Raw genomic sequence first — 21,215 nt, forward strand, 5'->3', positions numbered from 1 at the left:
CCTGAGGCTCCGCCTTGCCAACCTATAGTGACCTTTATTTCCCAGCTGAAATCTGTCCGCCCTACATGGGCGTAAAAGGCATGAGGTATACAATGAAGAATAAAACCCACAAACATGTACGCTTAACAACAGGAGCTTTGTTTTCAATGCTCCTTTTCTCATCGTTTCCTAGCTCTGCTAACACGGCGTCTTTTTCCTTAGAGCAAACCGTCGAGCAAGCTATTTCCCATAACCCAGAAATTGGGGCGCGATTTCATGACTTTCAGTCTGCGCTCGAAGATAAAAGTATTGCTAAGGCCGGTTTCTTGCCAGAGGTCAATGCTGCAGGCTGGGTAGGAAAAGAGTGGCGCGCCGGCTCCTCATCTCAGCCTTCAAGCAGTTGGAATCGCAACGGATATGCTCTTGAGCTTAACCAGCTACTCTACAACGGTTTTCAAACACGAAACCGAGTTCTACAGCTTGGCTTAGAGTACCTCTCTGGTTATTACGAGCTTTTAGCCACTGTTGATACCGTGGCCTACGAGGCGGCAGCGGCGCATATTGATGTGCTGCGTTACCGTGCGCTCGAAGAGTTAGCCCAAGACAACTACGCGATGCATTTACGTACTCAAGAAAATCTTCAAGAGCGTCATCAGTCTGGCGTAGGACGTGGTGTGGATCTTGAGCAAGCACGTGGCCGTTTAGCTTTAGCCCAAACTAATCTTATGGTAGAGGCAGGTAACTATAACGATGTAATGCAACGTTATCAGCGTCTGACTGGTATTGCTGTACCTCAATTTTTAGGGGCTCCTAATTCCCAGCAAACCTATTTACCCGTTGACCCAAAAAGCTTTACCGCTTACTTACGTCAAAACCCATCGCTGCTATCGAAACAGGCACTAACACAAGCTGCACAAGCAGGGGTAGATGTAGCAAAAGGCAACTTTTCTCCCAAAATTGAGTTCAAAGCAAGCACGGGTAAAGACAACCAACGGCTAGATAATAGAAACGATGTCAGATCTTCTAATGCAGAGCTGCGTGCTACGTTTAATTTGTACCGTGGTGGGGCCGATAGTGCTCGTTTACGTCAAACAGCCGCTCAAAAATATGCCGCTCAGGATGTACGTAATTACACGTGTCGCAATATTCAACAAGAATTAAATGTTGCCTGGAATGGTCTAGTGCGCTTACGCGAACAAATCCCTTTTCTTGAGGAGCATGAGCTCACCACCTCTAGGGTGCGAGTGGCTTATATGCAGCAGTTTCAAATCGGAGAGCGTTCACTTTTAGACTTGCTCGACACAGAGAACGAGCTCTTTGAGGCGCGCCGAGCTTTGGTCAATGCACGCTATAACTTGCATCAATCAGAGTTGAAGTGGCTAATGTATTCGCATCAGCTATTGCCAGCCCTAGGGTTAGCACAACCCTATCAAGAGCGACCAGAGGAAATAAAAGCATTAGCGCTCTCAGAGGACATGCTGGAACACTGTGCAAAACCTGTGCCCGACTTACAAAATCTAAAGCCTGTGCAGGTGCATTATCAGGACAACTTAGAGCCGCCAGTGATTAGCCCCGCTGGTTGGAATTAATTATTCATAAACGAGGTAAAGCGTATGAGCCAAGCTAAAAATGATGATATTAAAAATGAATTAGATCTTTCAGATGCTGAGTTCATACGCGTATTAGAAGATTTAATAGATGTACTAATAGCAAACGGCACGATACGTTTGACGGATTTACCTCCTGAAGCTTTAGCTAAATTAAATAAACGCAAACAAACACGTCAACATTTAAAAGGATCGCTGAACTTGTTAGATGAAGAAGATGGGGAGAGCTTAATTTAATATGTCAGAAGTAGAAACGGCATTGAATGCACAGATCCCGTCACATACGGTGCATGATGATTCATTACTTATTTGTTTAGTTGAGGTGACACGTTTACTGGGGTATCCATGTTCGGCTGAACATTTAGTCAATGGTTTACCCATTAAAAACAATTTGCTCGGCCCTGAGCTACTGGGGCGAGCTGCTGCACGTGCTCAATGTGCAACTAAACTATTGCGTTCCCGCCTAGAAACCATTCCTAACGAAGCATTACCTGCTATTTTATTTTTAAAAAATGGCCGTCATTGCGTTTTGGTTAGTCGTGACCAGCGAAACTCAATGGCTATGGTGATGTTTGCTGAAAGTCCGTCTCCTGTAGAAATAGAGATGGCTACGCTACTGGAAATCTATGATGGGCTGGCTGCTTTTATTAAGCCTCATTATAGAGTGGAGCAACGCTCTCAAGAGTCTTTACCCATTGCTCAGGAAAAAAACTGGTTCTGGTCTACGGTGTGGGACAACTGGCGTTTGTATCGTGATGCGTTAGCTGCGGCGTTATTGATCAACCTATTTGCCATGGTGATGCCGCTGTTTACTCTTAATGTGTATGACAGGGTGGTGCCTAACAATGCCTTCGACACCTTATGGGCTTTAGCTGCTGGAGTGGTAATTGTATTGCTGTTCAATTGGCTATTAACAGTAACACGCTCCCGAGTTGTTGATAAAGCAAGCAGCGAGGTTGATATACGTATTTCAGCCAAAGTCATGGAGCGGGTGCTGGATTTACGCTTAGCGAGTCGGCCCACCTCAGTGGGGGCTTTTGCTGCTAACTTGCGGTCTTTCGAGGCAGTACGAGACTTTATTGCCTCTGCTAGCTTAACCACTTTAGTCGATGTGCCTTTTAGTCTGTTATTTGTAGCAGTTTTAGGGTGGATATCACCTTATCTGATGGTACCGCCTTTGGTGGCGATGGTTGTTATTTTGATTTTGTCTTTTTTCTCGCAAAGGCGCATACGAGCCTTTAGTGCAGATCTATTTCAGGCCGGAGCCCAACGCAATGCTGTACTTGTTGAGTCCTTAGCGGGTTTGGAAACAATCAAAGTTTTAAATGCACAAAGTCGATCACAACAGCAATGGGAACAAGCGACAGAGCAAATCGCACGCGTGAATTTAAAAATACGCTATATCACCAGCAGTACGGTTAACTTTATCCAAACCGTACAACAGTTAACTACGGTAGCCGTGGTTATGGTGGGTGTGTATTTAATTGCGGACTCTCAGTTGTCATTAGGTGGAATTATTGCTTCTTCAATGCTTGCGGGGCGTAGTTTGGCCCCACTGGGGTCGGTGGCAGGTTTGATGATGCAGTACTATCACACGCGTCAATCTTTAGGAGCCATCGACACCTATATGCAGTTGCCTATAGAGCATGATGTGCAAACGAATTTTTTGCCTCGCCCTCATATTAAAGGGGATATTCAATTTAAAAATCTCAGTTTTGCTTATCCCAATACGAATTTTTATGTTTTAGAAAAACTGAATCTTCATATTAAACAAGGTGAACGAGTAGGGATTATTGGTCGTATTGGATCAGGGAAAAGTACCTTAGCAAAGCTGATTTTGGGTCTTTATCAACCCATCGAAGGTGCTTTGCTCGTTGATGGGGTAGATAGTCAGCAAATTGATGCCGCAGATTTACGTCGGGCCATGGGGTATGTGTCTCAGGACCCCGTATTATTTTATGGCACCTTAAAACAAAACCTATTGATGGGGGCACCGTTTGCTACCGATGAGCAAATGCTAGAGGTGGCAAAGTTAACAGGTGTTGACCGCTTTGCCTCTAAGCACCCTCAAGGCTATGACATGATTATTAGCGAACGAGGCGAGTCGTTGTCTGGAGGTCAACGCCAAGCCATAGCGGTAGCCAGAGCGTTACTCAATAATCCGTCTGTGTTGTTGTTGGATGAGCCTAGTAGCAATATGGATAATCAAAGTGAACTCAACTTACGCAAACACTTAAAACCCGTGTGCGAAGGGCGGACTGTTTTGCTGATTACGCACCGCATGGCGTTATTAGAGCTCGTTGATCGTCTCATTGTTATAGATAATGGAAAAATTATGGCTGATGGCCCTAAAGATCAAGTGATTACAGCCTTACGCGAAGGCCGAATTAGTAAACAAGGAGCGTAAGGTGAGCCCTATTGATGAACTTATAAAAAAGCAACGGTTACGAGGTTCTAGGGCTTTGGTATGGCTGTCTTTGTTTGCTATTTTTGCACTACTCGTATGGGCTTATTTTGCAACCATTGATGAGGTCGTTCGAGGCGAAGGCAAGGTGGTTCCTTCACAGCAAGTACAAGTAATCCAAAGTCTTGATGGTGGCGTGGTCGAACAAATCTTAATTCGGCCAGGGCAGGCCGTAGAAGAGGGGGATATTCTTTTGCGCATCGATCCAACGCGTTACTCCTCTTCGCTCGGAGAAACACAAGCTGAAATTCTATCGTTGAAAGCAAAAGCAGCCCGACTAGAGGCCATAGCCACAGGTGAACCCATACATATGCCTGAAGAAGTAGTGGTGGCTGCACCGGATTTGGCGGAAATGGAACGTCGCGTATGGGAGTCACGCTTACAAGAGTTACAAAGCACGCTTTCAGTAGCTCGAGAACAACTCAACCAACGTCAACAAGAGTTACGTGAAACACAGGCAAACAGAGATCAAGCGGCCTCTAGCTGTGCGTTAACCTCTGATGAGCTCAGAATGACTCGGCCTTTATTGCAAAGTGGGGCTGTTTCACAGGTTGATATTTTGCGTATTCAGCGCGAAGTTGCCCGTTATTGTGGTGAACAAAAAGCTGCCAATGCCCAAATAGATCGTATTCAAGCATCGATTCAAGAAGCTCAAGAGCGTTTACAAGAAACTGAAATCACATTTAAGAATCAAGCTCGAGTGGACTTGTCCGAGACACGAGCCAAGCTCTCAACACTAACCCAAGGGCAAATTGCTTTGGCCGATCGCGTTCGTTTAGCCGAAGTGCGCTCTCCTGTACGAGGCACGATCAAAACCTTGTATGCAAATACCCGAGGTGGTGTTGTACAGCCGGGGAAAGACATTGTGGAAATCGTCCCCCTAGATGACACCTTGTTGTTAGAGGTACGTATTAATCCCAAAGATATTGGTTTTCTCCATCCAGGCCAAGAAGCCAGTGTAAAGCTTACTGCTTATGACTTTACTATTTATGGTGGCTTAAAAGGCATGGTAGAGCAAATTAGTGCGGACAGCATCTTAGATGAAAAAGGGAATGCGTATTACGTGGCTAAGGTTCGGACAGAAAATGCATATGTAGGAGACAACAATAAACCCATTATTCCTGGAATGATGGCTGAGGTACATATATTGACTGGAAAACGCACGGTTTTGCAGTACTTGTTGAAACCAATATTGAGAGCGCGTGAAAATGCGTTTACTGAACGATGAAGGTAAAGGAATCGACCATGAGCCAACAAACGATTTATTTATTTACTCAGGATGACTTTCTTGCTCAACATTTAAAGCGCCTTACTAACGAGCTTTATGTAACAAAAAAAGTCGAAACGCTACAAGAGCTGCACGCGTTAGAGCCCTCTCAGCTGGTGATTGTAGATAGTATTTGTGTGCAATGGAGAAACGTTTCTTGGCAAGAAATATTTACTACACAGAACGTTTTGGTTGCAACGCTAAAACCCAATGATTCAGAGGGGCAGGATGCTTTTTTATTGGGTGCTAAAGCATACGCTCAAGCCTATAGTGCGCCCGAGCACTGGCTATTAATTATTCAACAGGTACAAGCCGGTCAGGTGTGGTTAGGACAAAGCTTATTAAGTCGCTTACTCAGTCAAGTTAGTAGTCATCTACCGCAAAGAAGCAATGCTTGGCAAGCTGAATTAACCCCCAGAGAAATTGATGTAGCACAACGCGCCGCGCTAGGACACTCTAACGCGCTGATAGCAGAAGATCTTGGTATTAGTGAAAGAACAGTGCGTGCTCATCTGGGGGCGATATTTAACAAGTTAAATATTAGTGATAGGTTGATGCTGGTACTAAAAGTGCACGGCTTAAAATAAAGTAATTCCTATGTTAAATAAAATTAAATCTATAGTTCAAACAAAAGCTCCTTTAGTCAAACTACAGGAATCAAAAGGGATTTTCTTATTTTTGTCTTTTTCTGATGGTACGCAGAGAGCACAAGTACATCATTTTTTTGAAATGAGCTTTGAAAAAGCGTGGGAAAAATTAGAACGTTGCTATAAAGAGTGGGTACAAGCAGAAAAACCATTAAACCAGTGGCTACGCGTTGATTGGGCTCAACAAGTTAAAAAAACGCACGTAGCTCAATTAGAAGAATGGCTTCAAGGTGTTAAAAGAAACTATTTTAGGTGGGGCGTTCTTTTTGATGAAAACTTAGAGTATGCGTTTACTGAACAGGAATTAAATGCAAATGCCATGCTGTATGGCGGTGTCAAAATACCCCATGTGGTGATAAACAAAACCAATTTTAATTCCTATGCTCGTAAAAAATATGGCCATTTATCTACCTCGCTAGATGGTGAGCAGCCTATATGGATGCTAGATAATGCAGGCGTGTTTGTTGCCACCGATGAAGCACCGGTTTTGCTTTATGGTAAAGGGCGGGATGCCGGACGTCGCCACATAGAAAAGCTTAGCGTTCACAATGTAGAGCATCTGATCCAAACCAGTAGCCACTATTTAGCCACACAGGTGCAGCCTTCAGGTCTTTTTTATTATGGCTGGCATCCTTGTTTTGACAGGGAAATCAAGTTTTATAATACGCTGCGCCATTGCTCTACCATTTACTCCATGGTGGAAGCATGGGAGATAACACGCTCTGATGAGCTGCTTCAGGCTATTCAGAAAGCATTGGAATATGCACTACAGCATTTTGTTAAGATAGAAACTGATTCTCAAGGCATACAACGAGCATTTGTTGTAGAGCACACCGGCAAAGAAATTAAACTGGGTGCAAATGCTGTGTTGATTTTAGCCTTATCAAAATACAGTGAACTAATTCATCCAACTCAATACTTAAAACTATTAGAATCACTAGCATTGGGAATTGAGTTTATGCAAGACCCTGTCACAGGTCGATTTTCACATGTATTGAATTATCCAAATTTAAGCATCAAAGACGAGTTTCGCATCATTTACTACGACGGCGAGGCTGCTTTTGGGCTGATGCGTTTGTATGGCTTAACTAAAGATCCTCGTTGGTTGCGTATTGTTGAAAAAGCGTTCGAATATTTTATAGAAAAAGAGCACTGGCGAGCACATGATCATTGGCTTAGTTACTGTGTTAATGAGTTAACCCTCTATAAAGAAAAAGAAAAATACTATCGATTTGGTCTAAAAAACATCGTGGGTTATTTAGATTTTGTAGCGAATCGCATTACAACTTTTCCTACCCTATTAGAGCTGATGATGGCTGCCCAACGCATGGTAGAGCGCCTACAGAATTCAGAAACATATCGCCATTTATTAAATGAGCTAGATGTTGATGAGTTTTATAGCGCATTAGAAAAGCGAGCCCATTACTTATTAAATGGTTATTTTGCTCCAGAAATAGCCATGTATTTTGCTAATCCCCAACGTATAAAAGGCAGTTTTTTCATACGCCATCATTCATTTAGAGTACGTATTGACGACGTTGAGCATTACCTATCTGGCTATGTGGCGTATTTGAAGTATTTGCAAAAAAAAAATCGTTAACTAGGAAATTAACATCTGCCGGAGATCCTGTTTTTACTTGGGGAGGGGATGTCAACTTAGGTAGAAGACAACACTATAGAAGTGCAGAGTTAGGGGTAAAAAATATTTTAGCCCTCCCTTCATTACAGAAAAGTGATGTGATTGTCGTTAATCTTGAATGTGTAATTACTACCAAAGGTAAACAAGGCATTGCTAAAGGAGAGGGAGGACCCTATTACTACAGGGCTCGACCTGAAATGGTCAATGTGCTTCTAGAGGCAGGGGTTGATATTGTAACCACTGCCAATAACCATGCTGGCGATTACGGTCCAGAAGCACTTTTGCAGCAAAACGAATTCTTAAAAACAATAGGTCTTCAACAAGCCGGCTCGGGAAGGAATCGCCTAGAGGCACTGCAACCGGTCTATTGTAGTGTCAAGGGAATTAATCTAGCGCTATTTAGTATAGACACCACACAACGCCATTTTGCAGCAACAGATGAGGTAGGAGGCACCGCTTACTTTGATCCTAAAAAACCTAAATTACTCCAACAAGAGTTAGCGCCTCTTATTAGAAAGGCTAAGCGACAGGTGCATGTGGTTTTAGTGGCTGCTCATTATGGATTAAATGGTAGTCACGAGGTAACCAGTGAAAACCAGGCTCTTGCTTATGCTTTAATCGATGCAGGCGCTGATGCTGTTTTAGGAAGTTCTGCTCACGAGCTACAGGCAATAGAAGTGTATAAAAACCGCCCCATTATTCATGATGCGGGTGATTTATTGTTTGATGCTGTACAAAGCAAAAGTAGAAAAGGAGGTATTTTCCAATTAACGCTATGTCAACAAGGTGTTAAAGCCATAACGTTTATTCCTGTGGCTGTGGGATATGGTCAAACGCATGAATTAATGGGCACTGTAGCGGAACAAGCAAGCAAAGACTATGGCTTGCTGTGCTCGAAGCTGAAGGCCCGTTTAACTATTAATAAAAAAGGTCATGGCTACCTAGCACTTGATGTAAATACTGAAAAACAGGCTACGTCATTCCCTTATTTTAAACCCCCATCTAAAAGAAAATTTAATGCTGCGCTAATGCCCGAGCTAGAGGGGCAGTGGACAGTAAAACGTGTTCCAGACGAGGCTGTGATTTCCCCAATCCGTTTTGGGCCAATCCAGCTTTTAGGCGTAAGAGTAATAAATCAGCATTTAAAAAAACGCCAAATGATATGGGTGGAAAGTTTCTGGACCTTAAAGACAAAAACACAAGAAAATGTACGTATCGATTTTCAAGCAGTTCCTTTAGGTAAAACCACCATGCGGCCCTGGGGGCGTGCTATGGATCATGACCCCTGTGATTGGTTAAAGCCCGTAAGCACCTGGGAGTCAGGGGTTGTGTATCGTGACTTCTATGGGCTGAGGCCTCCTCATTTAAAGGAGTGGGATAATGGTGAGCTGCAGTTAGTAGTTAATGTGATCGCGGCACAGCCACTTTGGCAGCCCGTCCCATTACCTATAAAAATTAAACTGAACCATCCAGCCAAAGAGTCATTATTCGATGAGAAAGGAGACTTAATTGATACCGTTCACTATCCACAAAACTTCCCAAAAAGTACTTATGCCTCTGAGATTTCTGGGCAAACTTGGAACGCAGAGCAATTAGAGATTATTACAGGGGGAAGATGGTTAGTTAGGCCCCCGAAAAATTGGTATGTAAAGTCCGTAGTGGCAGGAGGGCGGCATATACCTTTGTTGCCAGGGCCAACGCTATTTGTCGGACATGATTCGTTTGATAGAGGCAGACATGAAAATAGTCGCTTGCCAAATGAAAATTTCGATAGGCACGACATTATTAAAAAAAATATAAGTCGATTGGCTGGCGCTATAGTATCAAAAAAGATTGCTGGCTTACCCAGTACTTTTCCCATTTTGTATGTGCCTGACCCTATTAAGGCATTCATCACTTTAGGTCTAGCAGCACGACAACGGTTTAACGGTACAGTTATAGCGGTTACAGGAACAGCAGGTAAAAGCTCAACAGTAAACATGATTAAGACGCTTTTAAATCAAGCGGGTAAGTCTTGTTTAGCGAGCATCGATAACTATAACTCTAGAGTGGGTGCGCCTGGCTTATTAGCTAGCCTTAGTGCTGACTATGATGTAGCAGCAGTAGAAGTAGCACAAAGCGCTTTGTGGATGCGTAGGGGGCCAATCACTCGTTTATTGCGACCTAATATCGCTATTATTACCTCAATAGGTCTTTCTCAAGTCGAACAAAGAGTAAAAAACCTAAAAGAAGCTGCTCATTGGAAGTCTCGTATTTTTGATTCATTGCAAGGGGCAAAAGTTGCTGTCATTAATGAAAAAATACCTTTTTATTCTTATGTAATAAAAGAAGCAAAAAAACATGCTGATACCATTTTCACCTATGGCGAAAGTGAGCTTGCTACAGTAAGAGTTAAAAAGGTGACTGTTTCCAAAGAGGGAACAGAAATTAATTTAATTTACAAAAATGAAGTAATTATTTATAGGGTTACCGGTTTTGATCAAGGGTCAATAGAAAATTCAATTGCTGTTTTCTGTATAAGTGAGCTATTAAAAATTAATAGAAGAACATTTATTTCGGCTATGGAAAGCTATAACTCACTGTCTGCCAGAATGAAAATACATAACTTGTTTATAGCGGGTGAGCCCCTAACCTTGATCGATGACAGTCATAATGCCACTTATATTTCAATGGTAAATGCTTTTGATATGTTGAAGAGATACCCTTGCCAAGGTAGAAAAATTGCTATTTTAGGCAGAATAGTTCACTTAGGAAAAGAGGCTAAAAGCATTCATGAGGACTTGGCCAAGCCTTTGATTGATGCCAACGTAGATATGATCATAACGCATGGCGAGGAAATGGAATATTTAAGAAAAAGAGTACCATCTAATTTACTGGGCCCACATTTTTTAAATCATGAAGACCTTTGTCATTACATAAGTAAAAATTTACAAAAAGATGATGTTGTTTTATTAAAAGGGTCAAGAAGGGAGTCTGATTTCAGTGCAATAAGTGATTTTTTTATAAAAAAATTTAAGTGGGGATAAAGTGATAAACATACTGCTTTCCTCTATTTTTATTATTTCTTTTTTTAATGAACCAAATGCCAATCATTTAAATAATAGTTTTCTAAAATGGAATCAACCTTTTTCAAAAGAAAAATGTTTAGATGAAAATGGCTATATGTTGGTTAACTATGAAAATGAAAATCAATGCCTAAGATACTACCCCAGCTCTAGTTTGAACGGTGAAAAAATTGTTGTGATTCAGTTATACGGTGATAGAGATGTGTCCTCTAGAAGTCCCATTGATGAAATAAAAAATAACACCAAATCAGATCAAGAAAAATTAGCTATTGCAAAACTTAAAAAAACAAAAAATATCCCTTGGGTTATTTTGGCTAGGCCTGGCACATACGGGTCAAGCGGCAACCATAAAGAAAAAAGGATGCTTTCAGAGTTTTTGGCAATAAATAAAGCACTGGATGGGCTTAAAGGTCGGTATGGCATCGAGCGGTTTATTATCGTTGGGCATAGTGGAGGGGCAACCCTAGGCGCTGGTTTACTAACTTTAGGTCGCACGGATATCCAATGTGCCATTCTTAGCTCAGGTACGTATGATTATTTAGCAAGAAGAGCCTTAAAAAAATTAGAACAAAACAGTTTTTCTTATGACTCACAAACTCGTAGAGTTTCACAGCAGTATGACCCTTATTTTTATACTGAAAACATAGTAAAAGACCCAAATAGAAAAATTTTTATTATGGGTGATACAAGAGATAAAAATACACCTTTTCACTTGCAGTTAGCTTTTGCTTTTAAGTTAGAAAAGGCTGGACACCAAGTAAATATAGTAGAGTTCGCTGGTAAAGGCCCAGACCATCACAACATAAACGAAAGTGATTTTATATATTTAATAAAAGAGTGTTCAGATTCTTAAATAAGTAAAATCTATAAAATAAAAAATATTATTTATTGTTATTTGTGGATAATAGTTATATTAAGACTACATAATCGATTCAGACATCTGCTCTAGACATTAATGATGAAAATTTTTCATTCGTTAAAAAAAGAGCTGGTTTGGTGCTAAAGATCTCAGCTTTTAACTCACAGCGGTTAAGTCCGTAGAAAGCTTAGGGCTAATAAGAAGCCTTATTGGCTTAGACGCCAATAGTTTTTTCCCCCTCCTTTGTTAGTATTTGTGTCATAGGATAGGCTGGCTCTTGGTCAGCTGGGCAGAGTAAATCAAAGAGATCAAACAAATGGCACAGGTAATCGTAGAAAAAGTACAAGGTATTGCATGGGTACGCTCAGAAGGTGGTGAATTACTACCTCTACAAGCAGGAATGTCAATTCCTGATAATGCTGAAATTATTACAGCTGAAGGGGCGCAAGTTCAGCTCCAGGCAAATGGTGTCACACCATTTGTGCTAGGAGAAGGTCGTGAGCTTCAACTTGACCCTAGTATGTTTGATACGCAGGTAGACCCCACGCTTTCTTCTTTAGTACCTCCCTTAGCAGATGACCCTGCCATTGCCCAAGTGCTAGCGGCGCTACAGGCTGGAGATGATCCTTTTGATACCCTTGATCCGACTGCGGCCACTTTAACAGGCGGTGGCGGGGATGGTGGCGGAACCAGCATTGTGCAGCTAGTAGAAGCCATTGAAACAACACAGCCATTAAGTCTTGCCTATCCAACGCCAAATACAGCTATTGATGCTATTAATCCAATAAGTGGCCTAGCGCAACCTAACCCCTTAGTGGATGATTTAGACCCACTAGATCCTAACGAATCGGACACTGATGCCGACGCCGACGCCGACGCCGACGCCGACGCGGATGCAGATGCTGATGCCGATGCGGATGCGGATGCAGATTCTGACTCCGACGCGGACGCCGATGCTGATGCGGACTCTGATTCTGATGCCGACGCTGATGCAGACTCCGACTCCGACTCTGACGCAGATGCGGATGCCGATTCCGACGCTGATGCGGATTCTGATTCTGACTCTGATGCAGACGCTGACGCTGATGCTGATGCTGATGCCGACGCGGACGCCGATGCTGATGCGGACTCTGATTCTGACTCTGATGCTGACGCCGACGCCGATGCAGACGCCGATGCGGATTCCGATGCGGATGCAGATGCAGATTCAGATTCAGATTCTGACTCTGATGCTGATGCTGATGCCGACGCGGACGCCGATGCCGACGCTGATGCGGATGCCGATGCAGATGCGGATGCAGATTCCGACGCAGATGCAGATTCAGATGCTGACTCCGACTCTGACGCCGATGCAGATGCGGATGCCGATGCGGATGCAGATTCCGACGCCGATGCTGATGCAGATGCGGATTCTGACGCCGATGCCGACGCTGATGCCGACGCGGACGCCGATGCCGACGCTGATGCGGATGCCGATGCAGATGCGGATGCAGATTCCGACGCAGATGCAGATTCAGATGCTGACTCCGACTCTGACGCCGATGCAGATGCAGATGCAGATTCTGACTCTGATGCTGATGCGGATGCAGATTCCGACGCCGATGCTGATGCAGATGCGGATTCTGACGCCGATGCCGACGCTGATGCGGATGCGGATGCAGATTCCGACGCTGATGCAGACGCCGATGCGGATTCCGATTCTGACGCCGATGCCGACGCTGATGCCGATGCGGATGCAGATTCCGACTCTGATGCCGATGCAGATTCCGACGCCGATGCGGATGCGGATGCAGATGCGGACTCCGATTCGGACGCGGACGCTGATGCAGATTCTGACTCCGACTCTGACTCCGACGCGGATGCCGACGCTGATGCGGATGCAGACTCTGACTCCGACGCTGACGCAGACTCTGACGCCGATGCAGATGCCGATTCCGACGCAGATGCTGATGCGGATGCAGATTCCGACGCTGATGCTGACGCTGATGCGGATGCAGATTCTGACTCTGATGCAGACGCTGATTCTGATTCTGATTCGGATGCGGATGCTGACGCTGATTCTGATTCCGATGCGGATGCAGATGCAGATTCTGACTCTGATGCGGACGCGGACGCCGATGCAGACTCTGACGCTGATGCAGACGCTGATTCTGATTCCGATGCGGATTCCGATTCTGACTCTGATGCTGATGCCGACGCTGACGCTGATGCAGATGCAGATGCCGACGCGGATGCCGATGCAGATTCCGACACAGATTCTGATTCTGACGCTGATGCCGATGCGGACTCCGATTCGGATGCAGATTCTGATTCCGATTCCGATGCGGATGCCGATGCCGATGCTGATGCGGATGCTGACGCTGATGCAGATTCCGACGCAGATTCTGATTCTGACGCTGATGCAGATGCCGATGCGGATGCGGATTCCGACTCTGATGCCGACGCCGATGCAGATGCCGACGCGGATGCGGATGCAGATTCCGACGCCGACGCTGATGCAGACTCCGACTCCGACTCCGACTCCGACTCTGATGCTGACGCCGACGCCGATTCTGACTCCGACGCCGATGCGGATGCCGATGCAGACGCTGATGCAGATGCCGATGCTGACGCGGATGCGGATTCCGATTCTGACGCCGATGCTGACGCCGATGCAGATTCTGACTCTGATGCCGACTCTGACGCGGATGCCGATGCGGATGCAGATTCCGACGCAGATTCTGATTCTGACGCCGATGCAGACGCTGATGCTGATGCTGATGCCGATTCTGACGCTGATGCAGATGCCGATGCGGATGCGGATTCCGACTCTGACGCGGATGCCGACGCCGATGCAGATGCCGACGCTGATGCAGATTCTGACTCTGATGCTGACGCCGATGCCGATGCAGACGCCGACGCTGATGCAGATTCTGACTCTGATGCCGATGCTGATGCGGATTCCGATTCCGATTCCGATTCTGACGCCGATGCAGACGCTGATGCTGATGCTGATGCGGATGCAGATTCCGACGCTGACGCAGATGCGGACTCCGATTCTGACGCCGATGCGGATGCAGACTCCGACTCCGACTCTGATGCTGACGCCGACGCCGATTCTGACTCCGACGCGGATGCCGACGCCGATGCGGATGCCGATTCTGACGCCGATGCAGATGCAGATGCAGATGCCGACTCCGACTCTGATGCAGACGCTGATTCTGATTCCGATGCCGATTCTGACGCCGATGCCGATGCGGATGCTGATGCAGATTCTGACTCCGACGCTGACGCGGACTCTGATGCAGATGCCGACGCTGATGCGGATGCAGACGCTGACGCAGACTCTGACGCCGATGCTGACGCTGACGCCGATGCAGATGCCGATTCCGACGCAGATGCTGATGCTGATGCAGATTCCGATTCTGATGCTGATGCGGATGCTGATGCCGACGCGGACGCGGACGCCGATGCAGACTCTGACGCAGACGCCGATGCCGATGCAGATTCCGACGCTGATGCTGACGCTGATGCGGATGCAGATTCTGACTCCGATGCCGATGCTGACGCTGATGCGGATGCCGACTCCGACTCCGACTCTGATGCCGACGCGGATGCGGATGCAGATGCAGATGCCGATGCTGACGCGGATGCGGATGCCGATGCGGACTCCGATTCGGACGCGGATGCCGATGCAGACTCCGACGCTGACGCCGATGCGGATGCAGATTCTGATGCCGATGCCGATGCAGATTCTGATGCCGATGCGGACTCCGACTCTGATGCCGATGCAGATTCTGATGCCGATGCAGATTCTGATGCCGACGCGGACGCCGATGCCGATGCTGACGCCGACTCTGATTCTGATGCGGATGCCGACGCGGACGCTGATGCAGATGCCGACTCCGACTCTGACGCCGACGCAGATTCCGACTCAGATGATCCTAATGAAAACGTATCTTTTGTTGGTGTCGTATCAGGCACTGAGGATACGACTCTTACTATTAGTTGGGCTGATTTAGTGGGCGAGGATAATGTAACAGCGCAGTCTATTTCCTATTTAGGAAGTGAAGGTGGTGGGCAGTTACTCTTGGATGGTGAAGAGGTAGAGGTAGGGACTGAGATTACTAAACAGAATGTACTGGATGGTAAGTTAACTTTTGTACCTGCTGAAAATGAGTCCGGCTTTGATGGGTATGACGCTGAAGGCGTTGGTGATCAAAAAACGGATTATGCTCATATTAAATACAACATTATTGGGGCTGAGTCGTCTCAATTAGGAGAGTTGGAAGTAAATATTAAGCCTGTGGTTGATAGTCCAGAGGTGCATATCACTGTAAATTCCAAGTCAGAATCAGAGTCAGAGTCAGGAGCTGAGGTAGTCGAGGTAAATGGTGGTAGTAAATCGCCAGACGGTTTAGGTTTTGATGTGCTTGACGGCAAGATCGTCGCTATAGGTGGAAATGTACGTATTTGGTATACCGATGCTAAAACAGGTTCCACACAGAATGGCGATGTTAAACATGTGCAAGACCTTTCTGCTGAGGATATTAATACTATTATTGCAAATAGCCTGAAAGGTTTAACAGGGGATGCCTATGTTCAAGCCTTTAATGCAATGAAGGCGAACTTTGTGCCTTATACAACGGGCAACCCAAGTGCTGGGGATGCTGGTAAGCAGATGACAGATGTGTTCATGCTGCATGAAAATAGCTTGTACCAGCAAAATATCCAGACGGACAACCAGGGTACGACTTACCATGCCTATAAAATTAATGGTGGCACTGGAAACGGGGGTAATGGCAATGCAGCCGACTTCATTTTCTTGCTTGAGAGTGCAAATGAAAAATACACAGTTTCCGGAGTGGTCAGCCATGAGTGGCACGAGCAAGAATACAACCATAACGATAATTGGAATATTCAAACCGAGAGTGGTGTTCAGGTCACGCAGGGCTTTAACCAATTAGCAGGCGTAATTACTTCGACTGGGGGATACATAGGAAATCCCGGACTAGTTACTAAGCCAACTGAGCCAGAGAGTTTTACTGAGTACGATATTACTATTGTGGCTCATGTTTCTGATCTCGATGGTAGCGAAGGAATGTTAGCTGATCTTGTTCTTAGCGGTTTACCTAATGGGGCTCAAGTAGTCTATAAGGGCGAGGTATTTACTATAGACGCCAGTGGCAAACTGACTTTGCAAGGGGATTTGTCTGACTACGAATTATCCTTAGGTTCGGATACTCAAGTTACTGCGGACATAACCGTTCGTGTACCGACTGGCACCAACTTCTCTTTAGAAGTAGAAGCACAGGCTTACGAGCGAGTGTTAGGGACTTCAGAAACGGCAACAGGGTATGCGGAGGAAGTGATTACTTCTGATATAGAAACAGAGCAACCAGAGCAACCAGAGCAACCAGAGCAACCAGAGCATCCTGAAACACCGCCAGCTGACCTTCAGGCCACTATAGATGTTGAGGTGGGCGCGGCTCAGCTGATAGAGAAAGGGGTAGAGATTGATTTAGGAAATGGTGCTCAAATTACTATTGTCGATGGGACGATCCAGCTTGAGGGTATAAAGCTGGTAGAAAAAGGTTCTGCTCCTTATTGGAATCCTTCTGATCCTGCCGTGATTCATGTCAAGGGTATTTCTAATGACAATAGATCGAGTATTGATGGGGTAGCCAACGCGAACCCTAATCACAATGCTCAGTACATTCTCCTAGAGGGTGACGCCAGTCGTTATGATTTGGGGGTAGTTTATCAACAAGCTCCAACCATGAATACGGGATATTATGGTGGGGTTATTACAGATAAGCACGGTACGCCTGGGCTGAATCAGATGACCGTTAACCATATTAAAGGTTTTATCTTTACCGATGGTACGGTTTGGGAAAATGGGGAAATCAAGCCTTATTTACCAACGTCTTCGTATGAGTATGATTTAACCATCACGGCAGGCTTACTCGAGTCAGAGGCTGAAGGGGCTTCTTTATCTCAGCTTACAGTTGAGGTGGTTGGTCTAGATACTTCCGCTATTACAGACTGGAAGGTCGGTGGTGAAGCTATTTCTCCTGTTGTGAATGTAGACGGTACGATTACTTTGACGCTTCCTGCTGGAAGTCAGAGTGCAGAAATTTCTGCGACGGTTACTACTGATACCCCCGAGGCTAACTGGAGCATTAAAGGTAGTGTCTCCGCGATGCTAAATGGGGAAACCGTAGGTGATGTTGCTGAGGATACCGCTAGTCCGCACGAGTTTGATGTGGCAGTAGAGCCCCGCATGATGTCGTTCTCGCTCTTAGATGACGATTCAGAAAGTTTGAGTTTTGATGTCTTTGATACGTTGGACGAGATCAATGCAGACCAAAGTGGGTTGTCTACAGATACAGCTACGAGCGAGCAAGAGGGTGCCATACCAGAAGATCTTCTCAGTGATCAGGAGCAATTCGTCGATACGAGTCACTTAGAGCATTTAGGCACAGAGCGAGCTCAGGTAAACCTTGAAAAGGCGGTTAATACGCAGTCTGTGGTAGAGGATCAAGACGTATATAGCACAGGAGATGGTGTTTCAGGGCCTTCAGAGGTCGATCTGAAATCGGCTCAAGACCTGCTTAAAGCAGGGGGAGGTCACGATCATCATTAATTCGATTTTTAATTAAAACAAGCCGCCTATAAAAGGGCGGCTTGTTTACCTTTAAGCTGAAGCTAATGGTGGTTTTATGGTTAAGTGCCTATTTAAGGTGATCGTCGTATTTCTTAATGTTTTTTAATATATGCCGTTAATAAATAATTAAAATAGAAAATTGTTTTAGCAAAGAGATCTATATGAGGTTGCAGTGCTTAGACTTAAAGAAGATACTTGTGGCGATAAGTTGGTTGGCGTTTGCATTCGCGTCTACTGGTCTTATTGCTTTAGAAATCAATAATGAAAGACTTAAAAGCACTGCTCAAAAAAAATACGGTACTAAAGGCATTCAAAACGTAGAAAAGTGGCTAGCTACACTTGCTGCGCTTCAGGCTGTTCCCGAGGAGCAACAACTAAAAGAAATCAATGATTTTTGGAACAGAGTTGCTGTAGCGGGCGAAGACATACACATCTGGGGGGTAGAGGATTATTGGGCTACCCCATTGGAAACCTTAGGTCGAGCAGCCGCTGATTGTGAGGACTACGTAATTGGAAAGTATTTTTCTTTGATTCGTTTAGGTGTGCCAGCGGCAAAACTGCGATTAATTTATGTGCGTGCTCAAGTCGCTGGCTCCAGTATTGCCCACATGGTTTTAGGTTACTATGCGACGCCTGATGCAGAACCCTTGTTATTAGATAACTTAACGGGCTTAATACGTCCCGCTAGTCAGCGGCCTGATTTAACGCCTGTTTTTAGTTTTAACTCCGAAGGCGTCTATGTGAGCGGAAGCGCTCCTAGCTCTATAGATAGAATCAGTCGTTGGCGTGGGCTTTTAGATAAAATGCGTAGAGAGGGGTTCACGCCCTAAAAACAAAAAGGTTTAGACACTATGTCGTTATTAAAACAGCTATTAATTAGTGTTAGTTTGGCTATAGTAATTATTTTGGGTGGTGCGCTTTGGTTAAGTGTGGACTCAGCGCGAAATTATTTAGATACACAGCTTCAGGTTCAGACCGACTCAGCTGCAACCTCTTTGGCTTTGACCTTATCGCAGGCTTCAAACCAAGATCCAGTTACACAAGAGCTAATTATTATGGCGCTTTTTGATTCGGGGCAGTTCAATCGAATTACTTTGCGTGATAGCCACCAACAAGTCGTCTTTTTACGTCAAACAGAGGGGGGTGACTCTCAAGGCAAAGCGCCCTCGTGGTTTGTGCGTTGGCTACCTATTCATGCAGCAGAAGGTGCTGCCCAAGTGAGCGATGGCTGGCGTCAGGTGGGGCAAATTAGTCTTCAGGCTGATCCTACCTATGCGCGCGATAGCTTATGGCAAAGTTTTGTTCGTTTAGTGGCTTGGGTAGTCGGGGCAGGTTTCCTCTGGGCTCTGTTTGTTTTGTTTTTAATACGTTGGTTGCGCCGTGTTTTGCATAAGGAAGTAACGCAACAGCTTCATGCATTAACTCATGACCATGAGCCCACAGAAAAAACATATAAAAAACCTACCTTTACTGAGCTAAATGAGGTCAGCCAGGCGCTTGCTACAGCTCGCCAAAGTATTGTGGCGACTACTGAGGAGCAAAACGCCAAACTAGAGTCGTTAGAAATAGAGCTAAATCAAGATGCAGTAACTGGTCTAGTGAATAGAAAATATTTTATTAATGAGTTGCGACGCCAACTAGAAAAAAATCATGGGTACGGAGGATGGCTCTTTTTATTTAGGCAGCGTGATCTAGCCGAAATAAACCGAGTGATGGCGCGAGGGAATGTTGATGACTGGCTACGAAGTTTAAGCCAGCAATTGCAGCAGGAAATCGCCCAATACAATGGGACAGCCCAGTTAACTTTAGCTCGCTTAAATGGTTCTGATTTTGTGCTTTTGATAAATGGTCTAGAGACAGAGCCTATGCATAAACTAATGGAGACGGTGCAGTTAATACTACGACAGCAACGAATTCAATTACCAAATGGTACATACTGCCGTTGGGCCATGGCACAGACGGATTATAAGCCTGGGCAATTTTTGGTTCATATTATGGGGCGTTTAGATCAGGCGCTGATGCGTGCAGAAAGTGCTGGGCATAATGTGATTGAGATATTAACTAGCGAGCAGGCTGAACAGCTGATAGAGCAACCCAAAGGCGGGGAAACGCAGTGGCGCGCACTAATTCAAGATGCTTTAGAAAAACAGGGACTAAGCTTAAAGTTAAGCCCTAAGCGTATGGGGCAGCACAACTGGCTCGAGGCAGTCTTAGCGTTGTCTCTTTCCCATACAGATGAAAAGCTTTTGGGATATCAGTTTATGCCGGTTGCAACACGTTTGGGCCTATCGGCAGTATGTGATCTAAGAGCCTTCGAGTTAGCGCTTAATCATTTAACGCAGCATGAGAATGATCGCATCTTATTGCGTGTTTCTTTGTCATCTATAGCTCAAGAGTTCTTTACTGATCAAGTGGCACAGCAACTAGCCCAAGTGGAGCCGTCGGTGGCAAAACGTCTAGCTGTAGAGCTAGATGCCTACGCTCTTAGTAGTGAGCCTGTGCGTGTGGCACGTTTTACCGCCTTACTTGCGGAATATGGGGTCTTACGTGGTGCCCGTCGTGCTCTGCAGCTACCGCGAGTATTGATGGACTTAACTACGCTGCATATTTCATATGTACGAGCGGAGAATGCTGAGCTGCTTGAATTAGAGCAAAAAACAGGGGGCTTAATTGTTCTACGCAGCGCACTAGATATTTGTGCGCTTTCAGGTGTATTATTTATTTTTGATGGTGAATTCTCTCAACTTACTGAGTCTACTCGTCAAATGTTGCAGGAATACGGCAAGTTAACATCAAGCACCACATAAACACTTGCTTAATCTGTGTTTTTTGTTAAAATTGATGGCTTACTTGGCTTTTAATTAATAGAGCGAAGTAGACTAAACACATACGTTTTGTTTCTCGCAAGATTTCAACCCAGGGTTCGGCGCAAGCTACTACAACAATTGGTGTGGTTACCAACGTCGAATCTGACGGGCCCAAAACTGGTTGCGTTGCTTGGTAGGCTTTTTGTCCGTACCAGGTTGTGCAGTTAAGTTGGAA

Annotated in this window: 11 protein-coding genes; all 11 read left to right on the forward strand. The window is 45.2% G+C overall.

Annotated features, from left to right (window positions below):
• Window positions 1-92: 92 nt before the first annotated feature.
• The 11 genes from ACBP46_RS11175 (at window position 93) to ACBP46_RS11225 (ending at window position 20,980) form a co-directional block, all read left to right on the forward strand.
• On the forward strand, window positions 93-1,568 hold the full coding sequence (locus ACBP46_RS11175) for a TolC family outer membrane protein (protein ID WP_371016816.1): 1,476 nt from the start codon (window positions 93-95) through the stop codon (window positions 1,566-1,568).
• 24 nt (window positions 1,569-1,592) lie between these two features.
• Window positions 1,593-1,823: a hypothetical protein gene (locus tag ACBP46_RS11180; protein WP_371016817.1), complete on the forward strand. Its 231-nt coding sequence runs from the start codon at window positions 1,593-1,595 to the stop codon at window positions 1,821-1,823.
• Window position 1,824: 1 nt separating this feature from the next.
• The gene (locus tag ACBP46_RS11185; protein WP_371016818.1) at window positions 1,825-3,993 is read left to right on the forward strand and encodes a type I secretion system permease/ATPase; all 2,169 of its coding nucleotides are present in this window, start codon (window positions 1,825-1,827) and stop codon (window positions 3,991-3,993) included.
• 1 nt (window position 3,994) lies between these two features.
• Window positions 3,995-5,278, forward strand: coding sequence for an HlyD family type I secretion periplasmic adaptor subunit (locus tag ACBP46_RS11190; protein WP_371016819.1), 1,284 nt, complete (start codon window positions 3,995-3,997; stop codon window positions 5,276-5,278).
• Window positions 5,279-5,295: 17 nt separating this feature from the next.
• A complete protein-coding gene (locus tag ACBP46_RS11195) occupies window positions 5,296-5,904 on the forward strand; it encodes a response regulator transcription factor (RefSeq protein ID WP_371016820.1) in 609 nt (202 codons plus the stop codon).
• A 10-nt stretch (window positions 5,905-5,914) separates the two neighbouring features.
• Window positions 5,915-7,564, forward strand: a complete 1,650-nt coding sequence (locus ACBP46_RS11200) for a Mur ligase (protein WP_371016821.1) — start codon at window positions 5,915-5,917, stop codon at window positions 7,562-7,564.
• A complete protein-coding gene (locus ACBP46_RS11205; RefSeq protein ID WP_371016989.1) occupies window positions 7,516-10,629 on the forward strand; it encodes a CapA family protein in 3,114 nt (1,037 codons plus the stop codon). The genes ACBP46_RS11200 and ACBP46_RS11205 overlap by 49 nt, the downstream gene beginning before the upstream one ends.
• Before the next feature lies 1 nt (window position 10,630).
• The gene (locus ACBP46_RS11210; protein WP_371016822.1) at window positions 10,631-11,521 is read left to right on the forward strand and encodes an alpha/beta hydrolase family protein; all 891 of its coding nucleotides are present in this window, start codon (window positions 10,631-10,633) and stop codon (window positions 11,519-11,521) included.
• A 322-nt stretch (window positions 11,522-11,843) separates the two neighbouring features.
• The gene (locus ACBP46_RS11215; RefSeq protein ID WP_371016823.1) at window positions 11,844-18,152 is read left to right on the forward strand and encodes a hypothetical protein; all 6,309 of its coding nucleotides are present in this window, start codon (window positions 11,844-11,846) and stop codon (window positions 18,150-18,152) included.
• 182 nt (window positions 18,153-18,334) lie between these two features.
• The gene (locus ACBP46_RS11220; protein ID WP_371016824.1) at window positions 18,335-19,003 is read left to right on the forward strand and encodes a transglutaminase-like cysteine peptidase; all 669 of its coding nucleotides are present in this window, start codon (window positions 18,335-18,337) and stop codon (window positions 19,001-19,003) included.
• 21 nt (window positions 19,004-19,024) lie between these two features.
• Window positions 19,025-20,980, forward strand: coding sequence for a LapD/MoxY N-terminal periplasmic domain-containing protein (locus tag ACBP46_RS11225; RefSeq protein WP_371016825.1), 1,956 nt, complete (start codon window positions 19,025-19,027; stop codon window positions 20,978-20,980).
• Window positions 20,981-21,215 lie beyond the last annotated feature (235 nt).

It is taken from the genome of Paenalcaligenes hominis, assembly GCF_041359055.1.
Lineage (GTDB): Bacteria > Pseudomonadota > Gammaproteobacteria > Burkholderiales > Burkholderiaceae_B > Paenalcaligenes > Paenalcaligenes hominis_A.

Excerpts from the sequence above, each read along its gene's own strand:
- ACBP46_RS11215 (WP_371016823.1), top strand. The coding sequence starts at position 11,844 with ATGGCACAGGTAATCGTAGAAAAAGTACAAGGTATTGCATGGGTACGC.
- ACBP46_RS11200 (WP_371016821.1), top strand. The coding sequence starts at position 5,915 with ATGTTAAATAAAATTAAATCTATAGTTCAAACAAAAGCTCCTTTAGTC.
- ACBP46_RS11180 (WP_371016817.1), top strand. The coding sequence starts at position 1,593 with ATGAGCCAAGCTAAAAATGATGATATTAAAAATGAATTAGATCTTTCA.
- ACBP46_RS11195 (WP_371016820.1), top strand. The coding sequence starts at position 5,296 with ATGAGCCAACAAACGATTTATTTATTTACTCAGGATGACTTTCTTGCT.
- ACBP46_RS11225 (WP_371016825.1), top strand. The coding sequence starts at position 19,025 with ATGTCGTTATTAAAACAGCTATTAATTAGTGTTAGTTTGGCTATAGTA.
- ACBP46_RS11185 (WP_371016818.1), top strand. The coding sequence starts at position 1,825 with ATGTCAGAAGTAGAAACGGCATTGAATGCACAGATCCCGTCACATACG.
- ACBP46_RS11220 (WP_371016824.1), top strand. The coding sequence starts at position 18,335 with ATGAGGTTGCAGTGCTTAGACTTAAAGAAGATACTTGTGGCGATAAGT.
- ACBP46_RS11175 (WP_371016816.1), top strand. The coding sequence starts at position 93 with ATGAAGAATAAAACCCACAAACATGTACGCTTAACAACAGGAGCTTTG.